This is a genomic window from Enterobacter adelaidei, from assembly GCF_041937165.1.
GTDB lineage: Bacteria > Pseudomonadota > Gammaproteobacteria > Enterobacterales > Enterobacteriaceae > Enterobacter > Enterobacter adelaidei.
The window spans coordinates 252,215-270,424 of the sequence record NZ_CP154354.1; the positions used below are offsets into that span (position 1 = coordinate 252,215).

At 45.9% G+C, this 18,210-nt stretch carries 13 protein-coding genes; 6 read left to right on the forward strand and 7 right to left on the reverse strand.

The window, feature by feature from the left end:
- Positions 1-91: 91 nt before the first annotated feature.
- From AAHF05_RS23870 to AAHF05_RS23890, 5 genes are all read right to left on the reverse strand, one after another.
- The gene (locus AAHF05_RS23870; protein WP_000694552.1) at positions 92-2,482 is read right to left on the reverse strand and encodes an Ig-like domain-containing protein; all 2,391 of its coding nucleotides are present in this window, start codon (positions 2,480-2,482) and stop codon (positions 92-94) included.
- A 401-nt stretch (positions 2,483-2,883) separates the two neighbouring features.
- Positions 2,884-3,135 (reverse strand): hypothetical protein, encoded by a 252-nt coding sequence (locus tag AAHF05_RS23875; protein ID WP_000115760.1) that lies wholly within the window; start codon positions 3,133-3,135, stop codon positions 2,884-2,886.
- Between the two features lie 32 nt (positions 3,136-3,167).
- A complete protein-coding gene (locus AAHF05_RS23880; RefSeq protein ID WP_012477421.1) occupies positions 3,168-3,371 on the reverse strand; it encodes a hypothetical protein in 204 nt (67 codons plus the stop codon).
- A gap of 221 nt (positions 3,372-3,592) precedes the next feature.
- Positions 3,593-4,024 carry a hypothetical protein gene (locus tag AAHF05_RS23885; RefSeq protein ID WP_001251242.1) on the reverse strand — a complete coding sequence of 144 codons (432 nt, stop codon included), beginning with the start codon at positions 4,022-4,024 and terminating at the stop codon, positions 3,593-3,595.
- Positions 4,025-4,127: 103 nt separating this feature from the next.
- The gene (locus tag AAHF05_RS23890; protein WP_012695482.1) at positions 4,128-4,643 is read right to left on the reverse strand and encodes a hypothetical protein; all 516 of its coding nucleotides are present in this window, start codon (positions 4,641-4,643) and stop codon (positions 4,128-4,130) included.
- A gap of 331 nt (positions 4,644-4,974) precedes the next feature.
- Here AAHF05_RS23890 and AAHF05_RS23895 point away from each other — a divergent pair, with 331 nt between their 5' ends.
- The 5 genes from AAHF05_RS23895 (at position 4,975) to AAHF05_RS23915 (ending at position 10,454) form a co-directional block, all read left to right on the forward strand.
- Positions 4,975-5,739, forward strand: a complete 765-nt coding sequence (locus tag AAHF05_RS23895; protein ID WP_000277498.1) for a hypothetical protein — start codon at positions 4,975-4,977, stop codon at positions 5,737-5,739.
- Between the two features lie 80 nt (positions 5,740-5,819).
- Complete coding sequence (locus AAHF05_RS23900; protein ID WP_001447802.1) at positions 5,820-6,581, forward strand: methyltransferase; 762 nt, start codon at positions 5,820-5,822, stop codon at positions 6,579-6,581.
- Positions 6,582-6,674: 93 nt separating this feature from the next.
- Positions 6,675-6,938: a hypothetical protein gene (locus tag AAHF05_RS23905; RefSeq protein WP_000149862.1), complete on the forward strand. Its 264-nt coding sequence runs from the start codon at positions 6,675-6,677 to the stop codon at positions 6,936-6,938.
- Between the two features lie 43 nt (positions 6,939-6,981).
- On the forward strand, positions 6,982-7,569 hold the full coding sequence (locus AAHF05_RS23910) for a hypothetical protein (RefSeq protein WP_000491820.1): 588 nt from the start codon (positions 6,982-6,984) through the stop codon (positions 7,567-7,569).
- Between the two features lie 464 nt (positions 7,570-8,033).
- The gene (locus tag AAHF05_RS23915; RefSeq protein WP_000681217.1) at positions 8,034-10,454 is read left to right on the forward strand and encodes an Ig-like domain-containing protein; all 2,421 of its coding nucleotides are present in this window, start codon (positions 8,034-8,036) and stop codon (positions 10,452-10,454) included.
- Between the two features lie 2,077 nt (positions 10,455-12,531).
- Here the strand turns inward: AAHF05_RS23915 and repHI2 are convergent.
- Together repHI2 and AAHF05_RS23925 are read right to left on the reverse strand one after the other, a co-directional pair.
- A complete protein-coding gene (gene repHI2, locus AAHF05_RS23920; RefSeq protein WP_000159528.1) occupies positions 12,532-13,620 on the reverse strand; it encodes an IncHI-type plasmid replication initiator protein RepHI2 in 1,089 nt (362 codons plus the stop codon).
- 1,107 nt (positions 13,621-14,727) lie between these two features.
- Positions 14,728-17,184 (reverse strand): Ig-like domain-containing protein, encoded by a 2,457-nt coding sequence (locus AAHF05_RS23925; RefSeq protein ID WP_001232713.1) that lies wholly within the window; start codon positions 17,182-17,184, stop codon positions 14,728-14,730.
- A gap of 372 nt (positions 17,185-17,556) precedes the next feature.
- Here AAHF05_RS23925 and AAHF05_RS23930 point away from each other — a divergent pair, with 372 nt between their 5' ends.
- Positions 17,557-18,183 carry a hypothetical protein gene (locus AAHF05_RS23930; RefSeq protein WP_000966518.1) on the forward strand — a complete coding sequence of 209 codons (627 nt, stop codon included), beginning with the start codon at positions 17,557-17,559 and terminating at the stop codon, positions 18,181-18,183.
- Positions 18,184-18,210 lie beyond the last annotated feature (27 nt).

Consider the following 18,210-nt stretch of genomic DNA (forward strand, 5'->3'; position numbering starts at 1 on the left):
GAAAGTAATAATTAAGTCATGCTCAACTCTACATTTTACATTGAGGATGGCGTAACAGGGTACGGCATACTACCGTACCCTTGTGTAGGGTTTATGTTTGAGGGAATTCTATAGTAAATGTGGCCGTGCCAGATTGACCACTTACAGCGGGAGTAACGGGATATGTGCGCTCTTCACCATTACCAAGATCCAGTGACAGCGATTTAGTTTCACCAGGCTGGACCGTAACTCCGGCAACCGTAACGCCGAACTGGGCGTTTTTCTGAACAGTCAGGGTTCCGTTTAACTGTCCGGTAATGATAGAACCGTCCTGACGACGCAACACACTGGTTCGGATGATGGCCAGCGGCGTGTTGTCCGTTGCTTTCAGTGCTACGGCTGTGGCCAGCGTCTTGAGATTATCCAGCATAATCAGGTTAGCTGGCTGGTAGGTAAAATTAAGCGTTTTAGTGGTCCGGTTACCTGATTCGTCAATAGCCAGAGCCTCCAGATGATACATCTGTCCCGATTCGTCAGTATTGGGGAAGATTCTGGGGTATTCAGGAATAAAGACATCCTTGGATAGCGGCGTGAATGCAAGGGTGACCTTTTCAGAGTTAGGTCCACCAGCGAGCTGAAGCGATATCAGGGAAGCATCCCCAGAGGCATCAGTAACGCTTATGCGTAGGTTCTCAAGCCCTTTAACCAGTTTTCCTTCTGCGTCTGCGCCATTAAAGCTGAACGCAATAACCGGAAGCGTTGAGTCAATTTTCAGCGGTGCATTAAGCGTTTTGGTTCCTGTGTTTCCAACAAGATCCGTGGCAGACACGCTAACAACCGTATAATCCCCGTCCGGTAGACCAGCGTATGAGAAAGTGGCGTTTTTGGTTTTATAATCGCTTTCACTGACAGTCACAGGCTTCAGGGTGAAAGTTTCCCCCCGGGCATTTTTAAGGGTGGCTTCGAAAACTTTGGTATCCCAGTAGCTGATGTTCCAGGCGTTGACGCGATCATTATCGGTGGCCGTCATAGTGATTGTCTTGGAGGCCTTGTTTACCTGAGCGACATTAACCACCGGTGGGTTGTTATCCCAGATAACCGTAAAATTACCAGCAAGCGCATCGAATATGCTGTCACCATCTTTTCCCGAGTAAAGATGCAGATACTCAAATCCTTTGTCACTGGTGTAGTTGAAGTTAACCGTCATCTCGCATGAACTTTGTCCGACAGGAATAGTGCAGAACCAGGCTGCATTTTTTACCGTTCTGAACTTTTGCACGTATGGTCGGGGTTCTGCGGTTACCTTTATGCGGCTAATGGTGGCGGTTTTAACGCTGATTGAGGCCTGAGTTAACCACTCACTGGTATCACTCCGGTACATCTCTTTAGCCACTATCTTCGGGGCTATTTCCATCGCCGGGGCTGGAGTGAAGTTGAGGGAGTTATGATGAATTCGTCTTACTCCTCCCGCCAGAGTCTGAAATTCATGATAAGTATCCCCCACATTTGGATATATGTATTTGAAAGTATAGATATTATAAGTGCTATCGGACGTCTGGAAATTCGAGTCCGCCCAGCCATATTTGGAACCGTTAACAGCAGTAAAGTCACTTTTCTTCCTTAATACCCGTACGGAAATAGGGTTCTGGAAGACGGTCATGCCAGACTGATAGGAGACCCATGATCCGGTAGTGGCGTCCTGCACCTGGATGATATCGTCAGGCTTAACCCGATCAATTACGCTTCGGCGGCTTAGTTCGCTCCTGTTTCCCGCTTTGTCATAAAGGTAGATCCCCACTTTATATTCAGAGCGGTTTTCCGGTGCCAGGGCATTGCTGCTTGCGTCGGCGACTTGAACGGTTACGCTACCTTCCACTGTATTAATTTCCGCTGGCTTTTTACGCTCCACTCCAGCGGCATCGGTTATGAAATATTCAGCATTAGCAAGCCCGGAACCTTTATCACTCAGTCCATTAAAGACCAGTGCCTGGACGCTGGCGTACTGCATACCGGCTGGTACTGAAGTGAAGATCGCTTCGCTGCCAAAGTTCCACCCATTTCTCGTATAACTTATGGTACCCGTTGCCGGAGGCGTTCGGTCAATTGCAAGCGGGTAATCCTGCCGGGAGACCTCCTTCCCTTGCAAGTCGGTAATCACCTCTCTGAGGGTGAAGCTATCTTCTCCCATCGCTGGTACGGTCAGAGTCTTGCCGTAATAATCAAAGCCTGTCGAAGATGTGGTACGGTCATCAACGGTAACCAGGCTGCTTTTCGTGCTCCAGATGAGGCTCCCGTCACTTTTCAGCAGACTGAGCGTAATATAACGGTCCAGACCGGAAATAACGGCAACGTCAAAGCTCGTTACCGGATTAATCCATACGGATGCAGGCGATACGGTCTTTTTAACGTTCAGGGTATCTTTAAAGCTGAATTCTGCGATTTCAGCGGAAGCTCCTGCGCTGAAACCTGCAAATGCAATAAGCAGGGCTAGTTTGATTTTCATGGGTTGTCTCCTGATCAGGTTCCCCATGATACTTTTTCAGTGTTCGTGATCTTTTCGGGAAAATAGCTATTTTTGATGTTTTTCTTTTCTGCCCGGCGGGACTTTTTTGTTTACGTGAATGCAACAAAACCAGAAAAGTTACTTTTTGATAGGGTAAAATTAGGTTTCCCTAATTTCCAGAAGCAAGCGAAAGCAGAACTAGCTTAATAGCCATTAAGAACGCCATACCTATTGATAAATAACGCTCCTTACATTTAATGATTTGAGCATTTAAAAATGAATTAGCGAAAGAATTTTGGTTTGCTTTTTATTGCATGAGTAAAACAGTATTAATAATCCGGAGCCATTAGAACGTACTCTAAAGACTCCGGTATACAGATATCTTGCCAGTAAAAATGGCCTTACTCCTCATCATCCCCCAGCGCTTTTTTGATGGCGCGGCGGCGGGCTGCATCACCTACACGATATCCGACTGAATATACGTCATTCAACCGGCGCAGAATAAGATTTATTTCCTCATCCTGAATGTAGGCAGGTAAACACAGAACCACGTCGCCATCTTCATCATAGACTCGAACAACTTCCTTCTGCCCATCTCGCTCGCGAATAATCTGGACATGCTGAACCCTGGTGTATTCTGGGTTTACGCTCATTTTAAGTATCTCTCTGTAATTGTTGTTACCAGTTAGCTATAAGCCGGATAATTCTGGTATTCAGTGTTCTGCACAGCAATCGCCTGCTCGTGGATCATTGACACTGCCAGGCGGGCTTTAACTCGCTTGCTGGTGAGAAAACGCTTCACTTCTTTAAGTTCGCTGCCAGCCGACAGCATATTGAAGACATGCTGTTTGAGACTGTTGTTATTTTTGGCCACTTGTTTCTCCATCATCTTTGTACATGGTTATTTCAGGCTGGCCTGCCAGATCACACACGTTATCCATATGCTTTTGGACCCAGTCTGTTAGACCCAGACCTTCGGCCTTTGCCTGATTGACGTAACGCAGTTTACGTTCAGGGGTAACCCGCATCTGTAGTTGTGCCGTCGCTGGAACCGCCTCTTTCAGGGCGTTAAGGCCCCTCTGATCACGGGCCTGAATTGATGGTTTACCGCTAGGCATCTGATGTATCGCTCTCCCGGCGAGCGGTGGACAGCTCTATTTCTTTTGCGATAGCTTTATCTATGGCATCCAGCTGCATGGCAAACTTGATTTCAAGCGAACAGCGTAATGCCTTCAGGGCGCGTTCTTTGGTGCTGTATTGTGGTATGCCGTTCTGGCTACCATTCATGCCTCGCATGCGGCGGGAGGTTGCATCGACAACCTCTCCCTCTTCCCGTGTGCCGTGAACCGTAGTTCCGCTCCATGTCGGATAAACAGTGCCAGTGGCGGTGTTGAAGCTCCAGCCGTTTTGGTATTCCCCCGAGACCTCTGGTACGGGCATATCGCGTTCAACGCCATAGTCAGACCAGCGTAAAGCGCGGTTTATTCTGGCCTGTGCCACCAGCTCATCATACGCGGCTTGTTCTTTTTTATTCATCGCCATTTAGGGCAATCTCCTTAGAGGGGAATTAGGTGTTATATCGGTACGTAAGTGCTTTTCAGGCCTAATCTCTGACAAGGCCTGATGTGCCAGACTGCCGTTGCATTCACCGTTTTATGGCGGTTGACAGAGCCTCATTAAGAGCCGCAATTAGCTCAGGCGAAGTCGGCTCCAGATTTTTGGAAGCGTTCAGCAGCTCCTGAAGTGAAGAGATTTCCTTTGGCTCCACCTGGTTTGTTTCAGGTGCCGTTTTTTGCACTTCATCCAGTGTACGCTGTGCACCGTTATCCAGCACCAGCACCCCCCCGGCACGAATTTCTGAAATGGTGCGCAACGTATACATCAATTTATCCCAGACACGGCTACCAACCTCGAACCCGGAATCAGCTACTTTTTCTTCATTATGCTTTTGAAAAATTTCTTCTAACCAAGTGGTGAAGCGCTTTCCAAAAGTATTGGCGGCTAAAGAAGTGCAGGAATAAACCTGTTCAACCTGTTTTGTTCCATTTTTATCAGTGAATGTAATGAGACCGATTCGGCCACTGTTAACAGTGTAAAAGCGAGGTTGAAAGCCAGCTTTGAGAAGGTTTTCAATAGCTGAAAAAAAATCTTTTTTGAGCATCGGTTTCAAAATGGTTTTCCTTTTATGCCCGGTGCCGCCGGGGCGGTGGCGTTAAATATACGCCATGTAAGTAAATTAATTTATACCCATTTGATTGTCAATACAAACAAAAAAACAAACCATGTTTATTATTTTATCAACGATGCTATTTTAAAGTCCGTCTAAAATAAAAAACCAAAAAGTTAAATTTGAAGCCGTCCTTCCTAAATTCATTTCTTGCGCATATTAGCACCCTGCTTTAAGTAAATAATTTTTGAAAAAGTTGTCTGGAGGTTATTAGCTCGTGCATCTGGATTGGTAATATAAAGCCAACACAGAAAAGGAAAACAAAATGTATAAATTAGTATCTCCTCGTGAACTGACTGAGATTATTACCGGTTTACTGCTTAAACCTGAACTCCTTGGTGAGCTGGACTCACCAGAAAAGCATCGGATGTTTATGGCAGATTTAGGCCGCGTGGTGGCCGAACATTGTGGAGGTCTGGTAAACAGCGTCGTCTTGCCAGGAACAGAAGTTACAGTGTCGGATGGGTTACCGCTTAATGGCCAGCCGGTACGTTATCTCGGAATCAAAGAGAACATCCCTCACCTCCTTGTAGAGCCTGATGCTTCCTTACCTTCGCTCGCTAAAAACGTCTGGATGTATGCAGATCCTGAAGGCTGGAAAGAACATTTTGGAGCTGAGGAAGACTGCCTTACTCCTGAAATGATGCAGCTGTTCCGTAAAGGTATCCAGGCTCTTCAGAAAGAGCATGACACCCCTGAAATTAGCCTCACACTTCAGGACTGGCGCCTGGAGGAGGAAACACTGCCAGAAGAGGACAGTCAGGCCTATCAGGTCAGCGTTACCGGCCAACATAACATCCACTGTGAAGTTGTTAACAAGGAAGGTAACCCCTGTTTTGGTGTCATGTTCGAAATCGATCAGGGTGTGCCTGCCTTACACATCAACACCGGCGGGGATATGTTGCTCCACATTCATTGCGCCCATAACGGACTCGTTCTGACCCCTGATGCAAGCGGTCAGCGATTTGATAAGGCTCCCGTTGACCGCTTCTCTTATAACAGCCCATCCCTGCTGTTGTCTGCCGACTAACCAAGGCCAAATCTGAATTGTCCCGTTTAAGTAACCAACCCGCTGCCGCCAGGCGGGTAAATCCTCTTAATGGAGTTTTAATGCAAATCTCAACTGAAGTTCTGAACGTCTTATCTCGCTGCCGTGCTGAAGGGAACTTTCTTTTCCTGGCCGACCAGCTCGACCGCAGCATTTATGTTAAGACAAACAAAGTGCTCGAAGCCGCCGGTGGCAAATGGAACCGAAAAGAGCAGGCACATATTTTTACGGCGGATGCAGCTGAGCGTATCGAGCAAATCATTCTGACAGGTTCGGTTGACATCCCACGAGATCTGTTCAATTTCTTCCCTACACCTGAGAATTTAGTCACAGATATGGTTCTACGCGCTGAACCAGCTGCCGGGGAGCGTGTACTGGAGCCAGAGTTTGGTGATGGCCGCATTCTGAAAGCCTTAAAACTGGCGGCTCCGGATGCATTGATTACCGGGATCGAATTGAACGATGAGCGATTCCTTGCAGTGAAGAACGATAGTGTCCTTAGCACAGGAGTCGAGCTGGTGCATACCGACTTTCTTGGGTACCAGCCCGATGAAACTTTTGATGTTATCGTTATGAATCCACCATTCCTTAAACGCTCTGACGTTAAACATGTCATGCATGCCATCGCAATGCTCGCTAAGCGAGGTCGCTTACAGGCCATTCTGTCAGCTGGGGTATTGTTCCGGGAAGACACACTGACAAAAGCGCTCAGGGAGCGAGTCAAACAACTTGGCGGACAAATTTCGCCTCTTCCGGATGATACATTTAGGGAGTCCGGAACAAAGGTCAAAACAGCCCGCCTTGAAATTGATCTTCGCCGCTAACTGACAAGCAACCGGAAAGAAATCTTAATACGAGTAGCCGGTTAAAGTTACCTGACCGGCTTAACTGACTAAATCAATAAAGAGTGAACAGAAATGACGCATACTGCCGTTTCTCAGGCTAATAGTGCTTTGCAGCTACCCACGGTGGAGCATGTCTACGCTCTTCTGAAAGCAAATTGTAAACCTGACCGCTTTGACGGGCGTGACGGACCCGTGTGGGGCCAGGAATACTCGTGGAATCTGGCAAAAGATCGCTTACAGGATCTGGAGAAATACGGTAAGGCATATGTCTCCCGTCATGAAGACCGTATGGGGGAAGGATTTAGTTTTGGTCCTGACCTGTTAATTATTCGCTAACGCTCCTAATGCCTGATGATATGGTAAGCACAACTGGAAAAATATGTTTTCAAAGCCTATGACCACTTTCACACCAGAACGTATTGAACAAATTTTGGAATTTGCCGAGGGTAGTAACCCAAGCGAAGCAATGAGTCTCAGAGCTGACGAAGTTGCTGTACTGGCACGTATTGGAAAGGCAGTTATGTCGATTGCGCCTGTTTATCAGTGCGAGTTTTGCCACCATGACGCAACCGGGCAACTTCAGTGGCACTGGGAAGATGTGAACAAAGCTTTTTATGATAAATACGATCCAGACAGACGCGGAAGACGTCGAATCCTCTATACCGCCCCGCCGATGCCTTTAGTTTCGGCTGACCTGCTTAACATGGCTTCATCTGCTATTGAAGACTTGCTCACTAACAAAGACAGAAGTGGTGCGGGAATGTGGAATGACATTCCAGAACAGCTACGACGCGCAGCAGAACTGGTAATGGATAATAGCCGGGCCGCTGAAACAGAAGCGATGCTGATGCGTCTTTATGTAGAATGTGACACAGGTGAGCGCAGGGGCAACGGCACTCAATCTGGCGTAGCAATGCCTTCTTGGCAAACCGTTGAAGAGGCACGTGTGTTGCTAGGGGTGAAATGATGCAGTTCTCGCCAGGGCAGTTTGTAATTCACAACAAGAAGCGCCTTGCGGAACGAAGGTAGACGTACTGACTGAGGTTCACTCCCCTCTCGACTGGTGGCGTAATGCCGCCAGGTTTTGATTCATATATGCCGTCCGTTAACGCATTTATATCTGACATACCTAATTTATCCTGATTCTTTTTTACATAAAGTAAAAGCATCACTTAATGCGATATGTGGATGCCGATAGTTTCAGGCTAATGTTATAAGTTTTGCAATCGTTGCCAGTTTGGACACCACAGAAATGTCAGATGTAATTCCAAAAAGAAAGATTTCCGTCCTGAACGCACAATAAGGTTTGTCGAAAGGCAAATTATAGATTTGTAATTTCGAGCACCATATGGAGAAGTTTTTTATACTTTTACGAACATAGTGACCTTTAGGAAAAGCTTAAAATAACACCAAACCTAAAGGGGAATAAGAATGAAACATCTCGCTTTTATTACTGCTGTAGCCGGACTCGGTATGTCTGTTCAGGCCCCAGCTCAGATATATGAATCGGCCTTTAAAGACACGAACGGTATTGAGATCCACGCCCCGTCTTCTCGTCTTATGCTTAATCCGGCATCACCGGTAACTTTGACACTTATTTCAGGTCTTGATCGTTTCGTTAATGTCAAAGTCACGAAAGACACTGGAACTGTCATTCTTAATACTACGACTACACGGACGGGTGTATCAGACCGACTAACAGCTGCTGACGGTAGTGAGTTCTACGGCAAAAAAGTAACTTTGCCTGCTTTGGGTGAAGGCAAATTTGTCGTTCAGATAAACGTGTTAGATCTCAATCAGAAGCCTGTAGCGACCTATAACTATAACTGGCTAATTGATGTCACCCCTCCAGCGGCAAATGCTCTTACCGCTAATACTGGTTCTGGCTCTACCGCTGGTGACGTGTGGAAGCTTGGATTAGAGGCAACGGGGCAGTATGACTTCACCTCTTCGGGCGTAAGTGATGCAAATGGTATTGATAAGGGCCTAATATATATTTACAGGCAGGACGGTAGCCTCTACAGCACTACACAGATGCAGTATGACGTATCCGGCCAAAAGATGTACCACACTTACTCTAAGAATTCAGTTAAGGGAACCGGAATACCAGACAGCAACCTGGATGAAGACTTTACTGCAAAAGTTGTTATCTTCGATAACGCAGGTAATAGCCGAACGCTGCCAACTCAAAAATTTCGCTACGACAACACGCTGGGTGAGATGACACTGTGGGCCGTTCATGATCCAAATACGTCTTCCAGCGTCGTACCCGGGGTTTCTAATTATCCGGCTTACAAAGCCGGTATGGTCGTTAACGAAAACCCTATTCGATTAGTCTACCGGATCCCAAAATCTAACTACCGTGCTTATTCAGAAGGTGGGCTTCAGTTCATCAATCAATATTCCGCCCCCAAAGAGATAGCTGTAGACAGCACTTATGCTTATGTTGAAATGACTCTTCCCTATGGCTCAATTAATGGGGATATGGCTCGTATGGCGAACTTTGGCCAGTGGGGAGGGTATTATCCGTCATACAGCCTCGTTCTAAACCCATCTGCAAACCAAACGCCTGCATTTGCGGGTACCTGGGTAGATTTCCTCGATGACAAGGGGAACTGGGTTAAGTGGAAGGATTTTGAGAGTGTGGCTTCATCACGACTGCCAATTAAAATTTCCCGACTTCGTTTTAACGTTGAAGCCCGGCCCTTTGCACAAGAGATCGGCGGTAAGGCGACCTGCACCATTCCGGCAGGAAAAACCTCGTGTGAAGCGCCTGAGACGTTTGATATGGCCTTGGGTACCCAGGGCTACAATAGGATCCTTTACTTCGTTCGCAGCATCAGCAATCCCATTTTGCGGTCTGAGCAATGGATTATGACACGCTGGAACAATAAACAACTGCCGGTAATAAACTCGATATCATATGACGAGACTAACAAGCAGCTGGATGTACTGGCGTCACTTGAAGGCGATGGTAACTGGTTCGACTCGGTCTCATTGAGGGAATTTTATCTTTCCGATAAGAACACCGGTACCCGGATGTCACCCACAGGCGTAATCAAATCTCGTATCTCAGGTAACTACACGATTGCTTATGATTTATCCCGTCAGTCTGAAGGAAAATACAACGTTGAGGTCAACATCAGGGACTTCTTCCAGAACCAGACCAATAAAACTTTCGGAGAAATTGCTCTGGATAACACTCCTCCGACAGTGGCCATAACATTCGACGGAAAGCCGGTAAAAGACGATACGGTAGTGTACGGCCTGGAGAACCTCAGGATCGCTCTGGCAGATAATCTGACAACCCCGAGGATAACCCGTCTTCAGCTCGTAGGTGGCCCCACAGCTGATAACGTTGAGCTTACGTGGTCACCGGCAGGCAAAGATACATACATGCCTGAGTATCCGAGGCTGTTCCCAAATTTCGAACCATCTGAAAATTATTCAATTAGCGTAACAGTTGCCGATAGTCAGTCGAATACCAAAACCTATACTCAGAAGTTCAGTTATCTACCGAATAACCTTGTGCAGTTACATAATCTACGCACATTATCGGTCAGTTCGCCTCTCAAAACGACAGATGGCGTACCCCTTGCGTACCTGTCCACTAACGTTCTGCGTAAGACAAATGGAGAAATTGCTAAAGGGGTCCAGAACGCAACGCTGACTGTGCGGAAGGATGCAGCCTTCGGTATTAAATTTAACGGGGCACAGGCGGCTCCAGGTGAGTCAGTTGAGGTGCAAATAGATATGGGCCAGGGGGATAATCTTCTGTTACCCGTTTATCCTTCCGAAAATGGGAAAGTTGGCACCTCAGAATTCATGATTCAGATCGACGAGTTGAAGTAACTACCCGGAGCCGACAGTAAAACTGACGGCTTCAATTTTACTGCCCTCCTTGACTCCGATCAGCCAGTACGTCTTCAGAGATTCGCAAGGAAGAACCGAAAGAAAAGTTACTTTAATCGTACGTTTCCAGCGATGCTTTTAAAAGACAATGCACACTCGTTGATTACGACAATGGGAGTGAGTGTCGAAACCCTTGAGTAAGGATACCCGGTAAATATACAGCCCCGGGGATCCTCTTCCTTCAACCGGGGATGACAACGGTAGTGAGTCCGGCAACTCACTCCCGTTGTCACTTCTCTGACATATCGTCATACGAGCTTACTCAAGTGCATCCACAAAGATGGGATCGTTTTGAATCTAAACTGGTACTGGTTAGCCAGTCACTTGCATCTATTCCCCCGTCGATACTTAAGTGACAATTGTAGTGATCTGCAATACTGGTGTCTCAGAAACACTGACGACGGTAGAGACTCAATACCCTAACCCCTGACAACAGGAGTGAGCTTAGAGGTGTTACGCTGCTGTCACTTAATGCTTGGGAATTGCCTGACTCACAACCATTGTCATCCGGAGCTACTGATTAACGTTGAACCGCTGGACTTTAATGACAGTGGTAGTGATGGATAGGCTCATTTCCATTGTCGTCATTTTATCGGACAAGCCTCTTCGTCCTACAGGTTTAAGCTGACAATGGTAGTGATTGGATGATCTCACTACTGTTGTCACTCAGTTCTTTGAGCGGACCCTTCCCTCGGTTGGTCGGCATTAACAACGGTAGTGACTCGATTGGCTCACTGCCATTGTCATCGTGTAAATGACGTACCTTATCAGCTCAGCTGAAAGCAATGACAACGGAAGTGACTCTAATTGCTCACTGCCATTGTCGTCGTGTCTATTGAGAGCCTTATCAGTGCACCTGAAAAGCAATGACAACGGTAGTGATTCTAATGGCTCACTACCGTTGTCACCGTGTGTATTGAGAGGATGGTCCACTTAACTGGACGTCTATGACAATGGTAGTGACTTTAATAGCTCACTACCATTGTCGGCGTGTGAATTGAGAGGATGATCAGCTCAGCTGTACGGCCATGACAATAGTAATGACTTAATGAGCTCACTACCGTTGTCACCCTGTTAATTAAGAGGCTCATCTGCTCTTCTGGAAGGCTATGACAACGGAAGTGACTTGCTGGGCTCAGTGCCATTGTCGCCGTATGAATTGAGAGGATCATCCGCTCTTCTGGATGGCAATGACAACGGTAATGACTTAATAGGCTCACTACCGTTGTCATCCTGTAAGTTAAGAGGTTGATCTGCTCAACGGGACGACTATGACAACGGTAGTGACTTGCTGGGCTCACTACCATTGTCACCCTGTGAATTGAGAGGTAGATCCGCTTAACCAGACGTCCATGACAACGGTAGTGACTTTCTGGGCTCAATACCGTTGTCACCCTGTGATTTAAGAGGTTGACCCGCTCTACTGGACGGCCATGACAACGGTAGTCACTTTCTGGGCTCACTACCGTTGTCGCCACATAGAATGAGAGGAGCATCAGCTCAGCTGAACGGCAATGACTACAGTAATGAGCTGGATGAAGCATAACCATTGACATCTGGCCCAACCGGAAGCCGTATTCGCCAATCCAATCGAGATTCACAATGGCCGTGACTCGCCGCATTAAGTTCCGGTGTCCTCCCAAAGCTGAACGCACACTCGGAGGACAATGACAATGCCAGTAAGGTACACATCATTACCATTGTCACTATAGCTACCAGAGAAGCCGGGATTTGAATGTCGATGGTAGTGAGTGGGTCAACTCACTGCCATTGTCACCCCGTTACGATATTTTCCGTTGGATGTACTGGCCAATGAAGTAAAGCGTAGAAACCGGGTGTTAACAGGTGACTCAGGAGAAAGCGTTGAATTCGCAATCTCGATCTACATAGGGTGGTAGAGAACAATGACAACGGTAATGACTTTTGACTCATTACCGTTGACGTGAAAGAGCGGGCTGGGACTAACGAAAATCGAAGAAGTAATTTAGCACCCGGAGCCTGAACCGCCGGGTTAACTTTAGCTGGCGTTGCTGTTCTTTTTCTGGCTTCGAAGACTACGAATATAGCGCAGTTCTTCAGCGGTTAAATCATGGACGGTAAGAACATCATCGCCGTCTATCGGGTCAGCTGGTGGGCATAACTCACCTTCTAAAACAGAAGACCCTGAGTTCTCTTCTTCATCTTCAACCACTTCTAAAGGAGGCTGAGTATTGTTCAAATTCAGATCGGGATCCCGCTTATGAATCTGGAAGTATACTTTTCCGTCTTTCTTAATTTCGGTGTACTGGAGGTATCCTATCGATGCCAACTCTTCAAGAGCCTTTCTCACGGTAGCATTCTGACTATTTGCTCGTGTTTTGAGGTTCAGACGATTTTTCAGCCGAGTAAGGGATATCGGTATAGGATTTGGCGGTAATGACTCTATGAACGTATAGAGAGCCTGGGCGCTTTCCTTCTTGGCCAACTCCTTAATTGCCTTCAGCTGCATCAAAACCTTATGATCGTATTGATAGAGCTCGAAAATCTTAGGATCAACCTGAAGGACAACCTGATCTGATTCCGGGTCTAACAGGGCAGACTGTACCAGATGCGTTGTATAGACTTTGGACGAGTTATTACTGGTGAACGACAAGGTAACGGATGCTAACCTGCGTAAGGAGGCGTCTATACGTTTTCTGGACGCTGTAGATGAGCGATAATTTTCAGGCGTACATAGCTTGAGGAATTCAGTGAATTTTAAGCTTATCGTGTCATTGTTAATCGGATGATTGGCATAGGTTCGAATGATGCCCATCCACGTCTTAAAATCTACTGACATATCAAGACGCTCACCGACAATTGAAATATTGGTGAACCCCTCGCTCTCCATTAAAGAGAGCGTCTGTAACTCTTTCGTTGCGTCAAAGCCAACCGTTTTATATTCCCGATTTTGACGCCCCACACTCTTTGGTGATGGGACGAACAGCCCGAGCCGCATCAAAGCAATAGACTGCACCGTACGGTTGCTGTTAGGACGCAAAATGATGTCTTTACCTGATTCTTTCTCTCTAACAGAGAAAGCCCTGGTGACCAGGTCCTGCTGCTCAGTATCTTTCTCTTTAGTCATAATAAGTTATCACTGAATGTGTAAACAGATTGGTGAATAGTAAGCCCCAGCGAACTCTATGTCACTGGATGGATCATTGTGATGATCCATATCTGTGCATAAGTTCTACCTAAAAAAACGACTCCACTCATTAAAACTTGGCAAAAACTCTTTGCATACAATGACCTGCAACTCTTATCAACAACGGATCAGATCAAGTTAAAAAGATCTAATGAAAAGTCACTACTATTGTCGCTCTGATCACTACTGATGTCAAAAAACTCATTACCAACGTTATAATAATCACTACCAATGTCAAAATAATCACTACTGTTGTCACTGATCACGTCTCAGGCCTTGTGCCGTCTGGCCTGGAGGCAGCGGGGATCTCTTTTGATCTATCAGGAACACTAAGGTACTAATTATTGGAACTACCTTGTGGAAAATGGGGATAAATAAATGCTTAGTTCTTATACAGGTCTCAACTTGCCTCCCTGATAAAAACTGTCGTCAAAGCTAAATCACAGCCACAGGCATTTTCGGTGGATAAATTTTTGAGAAATAGAAGCATACATGCAGACTCGTGTCGCAAGTAATTGAAAGTAATAATTTATTTAAATAATGCGAGTCACCTTACCTTACAGTGGAAGTTTAAGTCTAACCTCACTACCATTGTCACTTAAAATCATTACCAACGTCGAAATAGTCTCTACCATTGTCTTTTAAGTCACTCCCGTTGTCACTTATGTCGCTACTGTTGTCAGTGACAATGCTCCAGCCCAGTAACCATGCGGCCTACAGCGTACCGGGATCTTCTTTGTACTCTCTGGCACCTTTGGGATCATTTATTGGATCTACATGAGGGATAAAATCTTTTGACGATTTCGTAGTGCAGTTATACCAGCGACTTAGCAAGACAAAAGCTGCAATTTAGTGACGAGTTACTAGTCTGCCCAACAAGAGCAATGCAGAGAAGATATGTGGTGAAATGACCATGGTAGTGAGTCTAATCACTACCATGGTCCGCAGTAAGCGTTACTTACGCAATGAACGTCGGACTGATTTGCAACAACATGGGCTACGGCGCATCAGAAGACGGCCGTTGTGCTTCAGCAAAACAGCCCTGCTTTATTTTAATTCTTCAATGTTAATCATGAACTCAGATCTGCCTGTAAGGCCGGATACAGCAGGGAAAATAGGAAAGCTACGGCTGTCCCCGAGCCCCAAATCCAGTTGAAGCTCTTTGCTTTCACCTGGCATCGCAGAAACACCATTTACAGTCACGCCGAATGCAGCGTCCTTACGGACAGTAAGCACTGCGTCCTGAAGCCCTGTAGCGATTGAACCATCCTTTTTACGCAGCTGGCTGGCATACAGAACAGCCAGAGGAGTATTGTCAGATGTTTTGAGAGAAGCATTGACAGCTAAGGTTTTCAGATTCTCTAGCCTGACGAGATTGTTTGGAAGGTAGTTAAATTCGACTGAGCTTTCTTTAACGTTGTTCATCTCATCTTTGGCCTGAACTGTGAGAGTGTATGTTTCGCCTTCATTAAGAGACGGAAAGATCTTGGGATAATTAGGTGCATACAGGTTGTTTCCCAGATTCACCCAAGACAATTCCACCGCATCAGAAACAGGGCCACCGCGAAGAGTCATACGGCTTAAGGATGGTTTAGTTAGAGCATCGGTGAGCTGTATACGGACGTTCTCCAGCCCATATACTGTTACGTTTTTGCTGATCGGTTTTCCTTCGTAGCTAATACTTACAGATGGTGCTGTATTATCAACGACAACAGTTTGATAAGGGAGGTTACCGGTATTGTTGAATGTATCTTGGGCATTAATTACCACGTTATAACTGCCTTCTGGTACCTCTTTCATGTTGAACTCATACGTGTAGTTCCCAGACGCCATATTTCTACCTGTTTGTTTGCCGGTTACGCTTATTTCTGCGTTGTTACGGTTTTTATCTGACAACCAAACTCGATTTACATAAACATGGTCGAAATATGAACCATCTCCAGGTTGATTCACGTAAACCTGGAGAATGTTGGTGGTTTCAATGTAATCAAATCCAGTGACGGAGGGACCCAGTGTATGCCAGGCTATATTCTCCCATATAGGGGCAAAGAAGGTTGCTTCGGTGGTTGACCTTACTTCATAGCCACTATGAAGATAGCCGGTAGTGCCATTTATAATATCCTGGGGCAAAGAGACGGTACAGGTTGTTGAGCCAGCTGGAATACTGCATGTTGCTCCGCCAGTGATTTTTTGATCATATGGCCTAGCCTGTACATTGAACCGGATATTAGTAAGTTTTATAGGCATATCAGATGCCTTGAACAGGTTCCAGTTTACGCTGTTGAACCATGTTCCATCAGCCTTTTGTCGTTCTATGGGTGAACTTCCCCAAGCCGGACTCTTTACAGAGGCAGGATCCCAGTTGAGCCAGCTGGCATACTGACCAAGATCTCCTCCAGACCATTGATATGTATTCACAGGTCTATAGTAGTTTCCATCTAAGGCACCCTGTGGCAGCTTAACTTCCACGTAGACATAGGTGGCATCTTCGGAAAGGACCTGTACTCCGCCATAGTTATTGGTAATGCTCATGCCACCATTTCGATATGGCTTCCAGTTAGTTCTTGGGATACGTATAACCAACTTGTAGGGGTTTTCCAGCACTGTAAGGCCTCGTTTAAACGGGACGTATCCCGAAGAAATGCCGGGTACAACACTGGTGCTTACACGTGAGTCATGAACTGCAAATGGCGTAAATTCTCCCATTTGATCGTCATATAAAAACCGCTGGGGAGGAATGTTAAGCGTATTTCCTGCCAGGTCCGTAACGATGAAATTGAAGGTGAATTCTTCATCAAGATCACTTGAGGGCATGCCAGCCTGGGTGTTCATATCTTTAATCCACGGATAGAACGCACGTTTATTGGCTGTGTCATAACTCAGGTTATTGTCGGAGACCACAGAACCATTACTTCGTTTAATGACAAGACGGATCTTGGCAATTCCACTAGCATCCTCAATACCGTCTGCAAATATAGAAAACTGGCCACTACCGCCTCGGCCCAACTCCCAAAGTGGCCCAGAAAGTACCATGTCGTAACCTGCGTTTTGACTCGGATAAATACTCTTATAGCGTGGAGGAGTTGTATCAACGATGAAATGATAAGTAGATGTGCTCACTACAGTCTGGCGAATATCCAGAGTTTCATTGACTACAGTAAAGGTCCCTTCTCCGAGCGCCGGTAGAACCATATCCTTTCCATAGTATTCTGTTCCATCGGCAGCAACGATACGATCTGCAACGCTCGTTTTGGTCGAGACGGAGGAATACATAACCTTTTTATCGCTGTCTCGTGTGACCGTCACTCGCTCGTACCGATCAAGACCCGATATCAAGTTCAGAGTCAAAACACCAGCGGGATTAAGATATGTTTGTGTTGCAGGCTTAATATTCCGAACAGCCTTATTGGTATCTGTAAATGAGTAGCTAAATACCTGAGCATGTGCCGAAGATACAGTAGCAAGGGCAGTTGCAACCATGCAGCCAATTAGAGTTTTACGCATATGATGCTCCGGGAATAGGTTATAGCCTTATTCTACGGATTCAGCCTACAAGGTCCGGTCGGATAAAGTGATAATTTGCCTGTTAAAAGAGACATCAAGTGAGAAAGCAACCAACGTACAGAATGCAAAATGGCGGCAGTGCATCTGGATGACGCAAAAGTAACTTTTTGTACCCACTTTTTTGGATTTTAGCCTTCAAAATGAGTATTCAACCAATCATAAAAGTAACTTTTGATAGACGCTGCTCCTTTATGTTTGCCAATTGTGCTGATATGTTTTTAAATTCAAGGAAGCGAGATTTTAAAAGCATCTGTTGAGTCAAATTTATGTAAAATAACAGGGTAACCATCACTTCTAGGTTGAGGAAACCCAATGTTATACATGCTCTTATGCTGTTTTCTGATGCTCAACAGTACATTCGTTATGTTCAGAGCAATGTCTGCAATAAGTAAAGGATCCGCTAAAGAAAACCGGTCTGAAATATCGCTGATAGTCCTAGCAACACTTGGAATTGCATCACCATTCATTGTCGCAATGATTACTATTAATGAAAGTATGACATCTAAAACAGTAACAGATTTTTCTTTGGGTGCTCAGTGGTCCGGAATGGTTTCAGCGGTAGCGCTAATGGGGTTATATGCTCGACGCGTTTGGAAAGAGAAGAAGTCCTTATTTACTGGCGCTTTCCTGGCCTCTTCCTTAATGGCCTTTATTTTTACTGACAGCCTTGTTTTCGTATCCCAGAAGGACACCGGCGTTCTGGCTACTTTCGTACTCGATAAAAACGCTGGAGATATTGATTGTAGTCGCCCGGCTATGATTGTCCATTACAGTAAAGGTGTTCCAACGGACTGGCGTTGCCCAACCAGTATCATGTTGATGGCGTATTCTTCATATCCTTTTTTACCTTGGCCTGAGTATAGCCATGGTACCAGCCAGTCTCTTACGGTTGTTATTGATACATTTATGGAAAACGCTGTTAATCTCAGTCAAAAATAATAAATAAACCTCTCTAGTGAGAGGTTT

Coding starts and splice junctions, on each gene's coding strand:
- AAHF05_RS23870 (WP_000694552.1), bottom strand. CDS start 2,482: ATGAAAATCAAACTAGCCCTGCTTATTGCATTTGCAGGTTTCAGCGCA.
- AAHF05_RS23875 (WP_000115760.1), bottom strand. CDS start 3,135: ATGAGCGTAAACCCAGAATACACCAGGGTTCAGCATGTCCAGATTATT.
- AAHF05_RS23880 (WP_012477421.1), bottom strand. CDS start 3,371: ATGATGGAGAAACAAGTGGCCAAAAATAACAACAGTCTCAAACAGCAT.
- AAHF05_RS23885 (WP_001251242.1), bottom strand. CDS start 4,024: ATGGCGATGAATAAAAAAGAACAAGCCGCGTATGATGAGCTGGTGGCA.
- AAHF05_RS23890 (WP_012695482.1), bottom strand. CDS start 4,643: ATGCTCAAAAAAGATTTTTTTTCAGCTATTGAAAACCTTCTCAAAGCT.
- AAHF05_RS23895 (WP_000277498.1), top strand. CDS start 4,975: ATGTATAAATTAGTATCTCCTCGTGAACTGACTGAGATTATTACCGGT.
- AAHF05_RS23900 (WP_001447802.1), top strand. CDS start 5,820: ATGCAAATCTCAACTGAAGTTCTGAACGTCTTATCTCGCTGCCGTGCT.
- AAHF05_RS23905 (WP_000149862.1), top strand. CDS start 6,675: ATGACGCATACTGCCGTTTCTCAGGCTAATAGTGCTTTGCAGCTACCC.
- AAHF05_RS23910 (WP_000491820.1), top strand. CDS start 6,982: ATGTTTTCAAAGCCTATGACCACTTTCACACCAGAACGTATTGAACAA.
- AAHF05_RS23915 (WP_000681217.1), top strand. CDS start 8,034: ATGAAACATCTCGCTTTTATTACTGCTGTAGCCGGACTCGGTATGTCT.
- repHI2 (WP_000159528.1), bottom strand. CDS start 13,620: ATGACTAAAGAGAAAGATACTGAGCAGCAGGACCTGGTCACCAGGGCT.
- AAHF05_RS23925 (WP_001232713.1), bottom strand. CDS start 17,184: ATGCGTAAAACTCTAATTGGCTGCATGGTTGCAACTGCCCTTGCTACT.
- AAHF05_RS23930 (WP_000966518.1), top strand. CDS start 17,557: ATGTTATACATGCTCTTATGCTGTTTTCTGATGCTCAACAGTACATTC.